This window comes from Streptomyces cupreus (assembly GCF_014257025.1).
Lineage (GTDB): Bacteria > Actinomycetota > Actinomycetes > Streptomycetales > Streptomycetaceae > Streptomyces > Streptomyces cupreus.
In genome coordinates this window covers 1-7,494 of record NZ_JACMSF010000127.1, presented here as the reverse complement: position 1 = coordinate 7,494, position 7,494 = coordinate 1, and the positions used below count along the sequence as shown (strand labels likewise).

The 7,494-nt window shown below is 71.1% G+C and carries 7 protein-coding genes; all 7 read right to left on the bottom strand.

From position 1 onward, the window contains the following. Positions 1-60: 60 nt before the first annotated feature. Entirely contained in the window at positions 61-285 is a 225-nt protein-coding gene (locus tag H4N64_RS43580) for a KAP family NTPase (protein ID WP_260860417.1), read from the bottom strand. Between the two features lie 53 nt (positions 286-338). Beyond that, positions 339-776, bottom strand: a complete 438-nt coding sequence (locus tag H4N64_RS46170) for a helicase associated domain-containing protein (protein ID WP_260860415.1) — start codon at positions 774-776, stop codon at positions 339-341. Further along, a complete protein-coding gene (locus tag H4N64_RS43575; RefSeq protein WP_260860413.1) occupies positions 764-3,550 on the bottom strand; it encodes a Helicase associated domain protein in 2,787 nt (928 codons plus the stop codon). The genes H4N64_RS46170 and H4N64_RS43575 overlap by 13 nt, the downstream gene beginning before the upstream one ends. A 99-nt stretch (positions 3,551-3,649) precedes the next feature. Further along, positions 3,650-4,519, bottom strand: coding sequence for a TniB family NTP-binding protein (locus H4N64_RS43570; protein ID WP_336246975.1), 870 nt, complete (start codon positions 4,517-4,519; stop codon positions 3,650-3,652). Positions 4,520-4,672: 153 nt separating this feature from the next. After that, entirely contained in the window at positions 4,673-5,014 is a 342-nt protein-coding gene (locus tag H4N64_RS46165) for a hypothetical protein (protein WP_260860412.1), read from the bottom strand. Between the two features lie 26 nt (positions 5,015-5,040). Beyond that, positions 5,041-6,921 carry a transposase gene (locus H4N64_RS43565; RefSeq protein WP_260860418.1) on the bottom strand — a complete coding sequence of 627 codons (1,881 nt, stop codon included), beginning with the start codon at positions 6,919-6,921 and terminating at the stop codon, positions 5,041-5,043. Further along, on the bottom strand, positions 6,918-7,494 hold a 577-nt coding region (locus tag H4N64_RS43560; protein ID WP_260860410.1), incomplete at its 5' end, for a TnsA-like heteromeric transposase endonuclease subunit. The genes H4N64_RS43565 and H4N64_RS43560, both read right to left, overlap by 4 nt.

Below are 7,494 nucleotides of genomic sequence, written 5' to 3'. Positions count from 1 at the left end.
AGCGCCACGAAAGCCCAGGTCACAACCAACATCTGAGATCTCTACCGAACCCGGAACGGTTCACTCGCGGTCGTCCTGGCGCTGCAGGAGGCGTATCACCTTGCCCAGGACCGTCGATTTTCCGGAACCCCAGGAACCGATCAAAGCCAGGACGCCGGTTTCGGTCTGGGCCCGGACGCGCCCCAGCAACTCCACCGCGTGCTGCGCGTACTGTTCGCGCCCCAGCAGGTCGGACCCCTCGTCGTCGAGGAACGGTTCGTCGTTGAAGAAGCGCGCGTCGCTCATCGGTATAGCGTGCCTGGCCGCGTTGCTGCCTCGCTGCAGATTGGTGGAGGCGGTCAGGTGCTGCGGTGGATGCCGATGGCGGATAGAAGCTCCTGCTGGGAGGGGTGGAGGGTGTTCCAGTGGGTGCGTTGCTGCTCGGTCCATCGCTGGAGGGCGGGAAGGTGGTCCTGGCCGGTGTGGTGGTGCAACTTGGCTTGTTGGTAGGTGCGTTGCCAGGTGTGGGGCCAGGGCGGGCACCACCAAGGGTCGATGGCTTCGAGGGCGTGGGTGGTGGTGGGGGAGAGGCGTCCTTGTCGGGCTGCGCGGCGTTTTTGTGTCAGCCAGTCGCCCAGTGCGAAGTCGTCGTGACGGGTGTCTTTGCTGCAGGCGAGGTGGCCGTGGGTGGCGGCGTAGGCGCGGGCGTGGCCCAGGCCGGGACCGAGGGGGTAGACGCGTCTGGTGGCGCGGGGTCGGTCGGCGGTGTTGCCGCTGTGGACTCCTATCTCGCCCAACAGTTGGTGTTGTTCGAGGCGTAGGCGGGCCAGGCAGTTTGTTGTGCGGTGATCCACAGTCGTACGTCGGCCGGTGGGCGGCCGGGTTGGTCGTGTGTGGTGCGGGCGCGGGTGTAGGCGCGTTGCCAGGCCAGGTCCCAGGGCGGGTTCCACCACGGGTCGATCGCGGTGAGGGCCTGGTGGCGGGCGTTGGGGGTGGACTCGCGTCGGGCTTGTTGGCGTTGGTCGTTGAGCCAGCGGCCGAGGGGAAAGCTGTTGTGGACGGTGGAGTAGGCCACAGCCAGGGTGTGGTGGGCGGCGGCGCGGGCGTGCGCGAGTGCGGTCTCGGCGTACGGGTTGATGGGACGGGTATGGACGGTCTCGTGGGTGAGGCCGATGTCGGCCAGGAGGCGCTGCTGGTCGGGGTGGAGGTCGGCGTAGTGGGTGCGCTGGAGGCGTAGCCAGGCGCGCTGGGTGGGGGCGAAGCCGCGGAAGTGGTGGTCGGCGTCGAGCCGGTGGCCGGCCTGGATCTGGTCGTGGATGTGCTGCAAGGCGCGTTGCCATGCCAGGTTCCAGGGCGGGCACCACCAGGGATCGAGCCTGTTCAGCGCCGTCGCCGCGGCAGAGGGAGGTGTCCCCCGGTGGGCGTCGGTACGGGCGTGCTGGCGTTGCCGGCGCAGCCATCGCCCGAGCTGGAATCCGTCGTGGACGGTGTCGATCGCGGCGGCGAGGGTGCGGTGCGTCGCGTGGTAGGAGCGCGCGTATCCGAGACCGACGGCGAAGTCGGTCTCGCGCTCGGCGGGCCGGACGGCGGCGCTGCGGGCAGTCTTCTCTGTCAGTCCGATACGTGCGAGCAGGTCCTGCTGGTCGGGCTGGAGGGTGTCGTACTGGGCGCACTGGGTGGTCAGCCATGTGGCGAGCACGCTGCTGGTGCCGGGGAACCCGGCCGCGGCGTCCAGGACGTGACCGTCTTGGACGCGGGTGTGTGCCTGGTGCCAGGAGCGCTGCCATTCCAGTGTCCAGGGCGGGTTCCACCACGGGTCGATCGCCGACAGCGCCAGGGCCCGGGGCGAGGGGGTGCCGTGACGGTGTTGGTAGGTGCGGTCTTTGCTGCGCTCGTTGGATAGCCACTGCCCCAGCTTCAGTCCGTCCTGGACGGTGTCGGTGGTCGCGTTCACCAGGGTGCCGTGGGCGCTGGCGAAGGTGCTGGTGCAGGCGAGGGCGCGCTGGAAGTGGGTGGCCATGTGCTTGCGGCGGGGCCGGGCCGCCTGTACCGCCTCAGGGGTGAGGCCGATGTCGGCCAGGAGGCGTTGTTGTGCGGGGTGCAGGTGGTCATAGCCGGTGCACTGGTTGTACAGCCATTCGCCCAGGCTGAAGCTCGTGGTGGGGAAGCCGCGGTCGGGCCGCAAGGGTCCGCGGGCGCGGGTGTGGTCACGGGCCTGGTAGTAGAAGCGCTGCCACATCACCGTCCACGGCGGCCGCCACCACGGATCCAGCGCCTCGAGTTCCGCGACATGTTCGGGCGGCATCGCTGGGAACTTCCGATGATTCGACAGCCATCGGCCCAGGGCAAAGCCGTCGAACCGGCTGTGGATCGGGGCGGCGAGGTGGCCGTGGACCGCGGCGTAGCCACGGGCGTGTGCCAGACCCGTCGTGAACGCCTGATCCGACCTGTGCCGGAGCCCGAGGTGCAGCCGCGTACCGCCCGCAGCCTTCTCCGGCTGCTGTGCGGTGTCGCGGTAGGCGGTGAGTTCGCGGGCGATGGGGCGGGGCCGGTGCGCCATGTGCAGCGTCCACAAGCGGTCGGCGACGGCTGCGTCCGCATTGGCCCGTACACAGTGCTGCACCCAGAGCAGCAAAGGACCGGCCGAGGTCGAGGCGATCCGCTCAACAAGCCACGGCCGCCCCGTGCCCCGCGCCAGTTCGCCGACCAGACCAGGCACGTGAGCGAGCGTGTGGGGCAGGTGTCCGCCGGTGTCGGCGAGCAGCCGCTGCCTGGTGCGTTCGTCGGTGAGGACTGAGGCGAGGGCGACGGTCTCGGGGTAGGTGACCGCGTCCCTGGCCAGCAGCCGCCACCAGCAGGGATCGGCCCCCTGGGGCGTGAGTTGGCGTACCCGGCGAGGCCACTGCTCTTCTTCGGACCATTGCTGCGCCCACCAGGAGACGACCACGGCATGCGCGACCTCGAACGCACGAACGGCGTCCGGCCGATGGCGCAGCAGATCCAGATGCCGCCGGTGCGCCGCGACCACCTCCGCCAGCCCCGCCAGGTCCACCTGCTCGGTGTCGGTCGGCGCGCCGTCGAGCCAGTGGGTGCCGAGCATCCAGCGCCGGTGCCGCGGGCAGATGCGGGTGTGCGGCTGCAGATAGAGCCGGGCGGGTTTGGTGCGTCCGGTGCGTGCGGCCGTGCACAGCCGGCAGCCTTCTCCCGCGGTCGGCACCACGGCCCCGAAGCGGAACCGCCCGGCTGCCCCCGCCCTGTCCGACGAGAGGGACTCCTGCGCGGCCCAGGCGGGCAGGGCCCGCTGAAGGATCTCCTCGGGGACGCGGCTGAACGCGGAGATGCGGGCGCGGGCTTCGGCGTTGAGGTAGACCTCGCCGTCTGTGCGGTAGCCCTTGAACAGGTCTCCGCCGGTCTGGAGGAGGGCGGGGATGAGGTCTCTGACGCCGAGCCGGTAGCGGTCGGCCAGGCGGTCCAGGTACGAGAGGTTCGTCTCGCCGTGCAGCGGCGCGAGCCGTACCGGCCCCGGATGTGCCGCCGCGGTACGCGGCGGCTGTGGTGGAGGAGAGTGCATGAGGGGGCAGAGGTCGTTCCTGGAGGGTTCGGATGTGCTGGCATCCGGGCAGTGGCCAAACGGGGGGACGGGACGGAGGGTTGAGGCAGACGCCGCCGGTCAGGGCTGGCGTTGCGAGGGCATCCGGCGGCGGTGCGGTGCCCGGGCCCGTTGTTCGGCGGCGCTGTCGAGCTCGATCCGTTCGAGCAGCTTCTTGGTGATCTTCTCAGTGCCGTCCAGCAGCGAGACCAGAGCGGCTTCGCGGATGAGGTGGGAGAGGCTGCCCATGCGGCCGCCGGTGCGGGCGTGGAGGTAGGCGGCGTGCGTGAGCAGGGTGCCGGGCCGGTGGTGGCGCAGCCGCAGGGCGTTGTCCATGCTGCGGACCAGGTCGTGCCAGATCTGCTGGTCCGCGGCGCTGCCGTAGCGCAGCGGCTGGTTGCGCACGATTTTGAAGCGGCCGGCGGGCTGGGAGCCGCGCACGCCGGTCAGCAGGGGTGAGGATTCGACGTCGATGCCGGAGTAGACGAAGGTGGCCGGGATCCGCTCGCCGAGGTACTTCAGCTGGTCGGAGGTCTCGGCGCCGGCCCGGCTGCGGGTGTCCATCAGGTGCACGTCGTCGACCAGGACGAGCTGGGTGCTCATCTCGCACAGCAGCTCGCACACGGCGTTGGTGATCTGGATCTGGTTCATCCGTTCCAGGGCGGGCAGGCCGAGGAATCGGGCGAACTCGCTGATGAGCATCTTCGGGGTGGAGGACGGGGGCACGGTGATGAACAGCACCGGCAGACGCCCGTCCTGGTTCGGGTGGCGGCGCCGGTCGGCGAGTTCGACGGTGCGCCCGAGCTGCTGCATGGCGGTGGTCTTCCCGGTAGTGGCCGGCCCGGAGATGATCAGGCCGCGCCGGGCTCCGCCCTGCTGGCCGCGGTTGAGCAGCAGCAGACGGCGTACCGCGGTGGAGATGGTGTCCATCGCGGGGGTCTTCAGCACCACGAACCGCGCGTGGTAGTCCTCCCGCTGCTCCAGCGTCCATTCCTGGTCGCCGGCGTCCCGTGCCGCTGTGTGGGGCGTGTCGACGAACTGCTGCCACCCGTCCCACGTGGTCAGGCGGACTGAAAATGCTCGTGGTGGCGGGCTGGGCCGCTGTCACCATGCCTGGGCCTCCTGGTACGGGTCGTAGATGCGCATGCCGCCCGCCTCGGCGGCGTCCAGCGTCTGCTCAGCGGCCTGGTCCCGGGCTGTTCCGGCCGTCGGCTCGGATGCCTCATCCGCGTGGCCTGCCGCGGCGTCCTGGCCGTCGGCGAGGCCGGCGAGAAGGTAGTCCTCGCCGTCCGGGTCGTCCTCGATGTCGTCCAGGCTGTCGTCGATTTCCCAGCCGTCGGCATCCTCGAGCGGGACGGTGAAGGAACCAGGCAGCCCGAACGAGGCCCCCGGCGCGAGAGGCGCAGGCCACTGCTGCGGGGCGGTGGCGGGGGAGGGATCGGTCATCTGCGCGGCCGCCCGGGCCCGGGCGGCTACCGTCCGCTCTCGCCTGCTGCCCAGTCCCTGGCTGGCACGGCGCAGTGCAGCGCATCCAGTGCCTGGGCGATCGCCGCCTCGTGCTCTTCACGGCCATGCCAGCGTTCCACGGTGCGGCGGACGTGGTCGAAGGTGAACGCGGTGAACGGGCGCCGGACCGCCCCCGCGTGGACCCACGGCACCTCCAGCCATCCCTCGGGCAGGCGCACCCACACCCGGTTCGGATCATAGGGGTTGTGGTGGACCTCCCACCGTCCGTTCTTGTCCGCCCGCGGTGAGCGGCGGCGCCGGTAGGGGTTCAGGCCGGGATGGTCGTAGGTGCGGTAGCCGAAGCGGATGCCATAGTCGTTGACGGCCTGCCACCGAAGAGGCAGCAGCTCGACATAGTCGTCGGCGGACAAGGGCACCGGTACATGCCCCGTCAACGCCACCTGCGCCGCCCACATCTCGTTCGGAGAGACGGCGACCCGCGGCATCATCGGGTGCCGCAGCGCCTCGTGCCGACGCTCCTGCCACCCGCAGATGACCCACTCGTCCAGCAGTTCCTGAAGCTGCGTCAGGCTCCAGCAGGCGTCCTGTTCCGCGGCCGCGCCCCGCTGGGAGACATCCGAGCCGGTGTGGCCCGGCAGGTACTGGCTGAACCCGTCGGCAATCGCGCGGAAGGTCCGCTCCACGTTTCCCTTCGCCGGGCCGTTCGCCGGCGGCACCGGCTGCACCGACACCCCCAGGCTCTCGCACGCCGAGACGAACGACGCCGACACATACACCCGGCCCTGGTCCACCACCACCGTCTCCGGCATGATCACCGGCCGGGCAGCCGCCCCCTCGAGCCGTGCGTCCAACGCGATCAGCCGCTCGTAGGGGATGACCGACCGCTGCATGGACAGCGCCTTGTCCCAGCCCGGCCGCATCGCCGTCGGCACCACCATCTGCGCCAGCAGCATCGCCGCGTCCACCGACGTCGTGCCCACCGGACGCAGCACCGCCGCGCAGATGCTGCGCGTCGCCACGTCCAGCGCGATACACAGTTCAAGACGGCCGGTCACACCGTCGTCCAGGACCGCCAGTACATCCAGCGGCGTGCTGTCCAGCATCACCAGCTCACCCGGCCGCAGTGCCACCGTCGGCGTGAACGGAGGTGCCGGCCGCGACGCATGCCACCGCCGCTGTGTGGCTGTCCCCAGCAGCCCCTGTCCGTCGGCCATCGCGTGCACCAGCCGGTTGAACGTCGACGCCAGCGGCAGGGCCACCACCCCGGCGCCGTACTCCTCCTCCAGCAGCCACCCCACCCGGCGGCGCAGCCGCACCAGCGTGCCCGTCGACCGCTCCCGCTGCCCCTCCAGCACCTTCCTGACTGCCGCGACCACCCGCTCATCGGCCCGCCCCACCGCCGACCGCTCCCGCACCGCCCGGCCGTCCACCAGCCCCCACAAGCCCTCGCTGCGGTAGCGCGCCCGCATCCGGCGCACCGTCGCCGTACTGGCCGCCCAGCCCGCCGCCGTCAACTCCTCGGCCTTCGCCCGCTCCCGCTGGGCCAGGCTCCGTGTCGCCGGATCGAACTGCTCACGCGGGGCGCCCTGCCCGATAGCGTCAGGAAAGCCGGTCTCCACCTCACGCACATGCCGCTGCCACGCCAGAGCCCGCTCCCGCACCTGTTCCGGCAGTTCCTCCAGCAGCCCGAACGGCGGCACCCTCCCCGGCGCCGGTCCGCCTTCCACCTCGAAGGACGGATCGGCGAACAGGTAGGGCAGCAGCACCACCGCCGAGGCGCCCTCGTCGGTCACCAGCGTGGCCCGGGCGCCTTCCAGCACGGCGAGCGTCCATACCCGTCCGTCGTAGCGAAGGCGCGCCCCGACCTCGACAACTGCCTGCGTCACGCCGCTTCGGCCTCCTGCCGTGCGACCGAGACGACGGCACGCTCGTGCAGCGGTTCGTCCAGCCGCACCCGCAGCACACCGCTCCACAGCGCGTGAAAGACCGCAGGCCACACAGAGATCGGGTCACCCAGCTCGCACACCGCCTCTACCGCCGGCCGCGGACTGCCGAAGGCCTCCAGCAGAGCCGGCATCCACGGCCCTGCGGCGTACCGGGGATGCCGGTAACCAGCCAGCCACCGCACATTGGCCACCAGCACCGGATCCGGCGGCCCCGCGAGCCGGTAGGACCAGCCCGCTGCCTCCGCGGCAGCCGCCACAACCCGTGCCCGCTTTGCCAGCCGGGCAGAGGGCCCGCTGCGTCCCGCGCAGTCGAGCAACAGGCCGCTGCCGTCCTGAAGCCTGGCCATCAGCTGCGGCGCATGACCGGCGACCTTGCTTTCCTCACGCCACACCAGTTCCACCGGCCGGCAGGCCAGCGCCACCACCGTCGGATCCCGGTCCAGCAGCATCAGCTCGGTCCGCATGACACCGGACCCGTACGCCACCAGCCGCCCGGTCGTCGACGACCACCAC

Bases quoted from the DNA above. Each gene is read 5' to 3' on its own strand.
- H4N64_RS43580 (WP_260860417.1), bottom strand. From the start codon at position 285: ATGAGCGACGCGCGCTTCTTCAACGACGAACCGTTCCTCGACGACGAG.
- H4N64_RS46165 (WP_260860412.1), bottom strand. From the start codon at position 5,014: ATGACCGATCCCTCCCCCGCCACCGCCCCGCAGCAGTGGCCTGCGCCT.
- H4N64_RS43575 (WP_260860413.1), bottom strand. From the start codon at position 3,550: ATGCACTCTCCTCCACCACAGCCGCCGCGTACCGCGGCGGCACATCCG.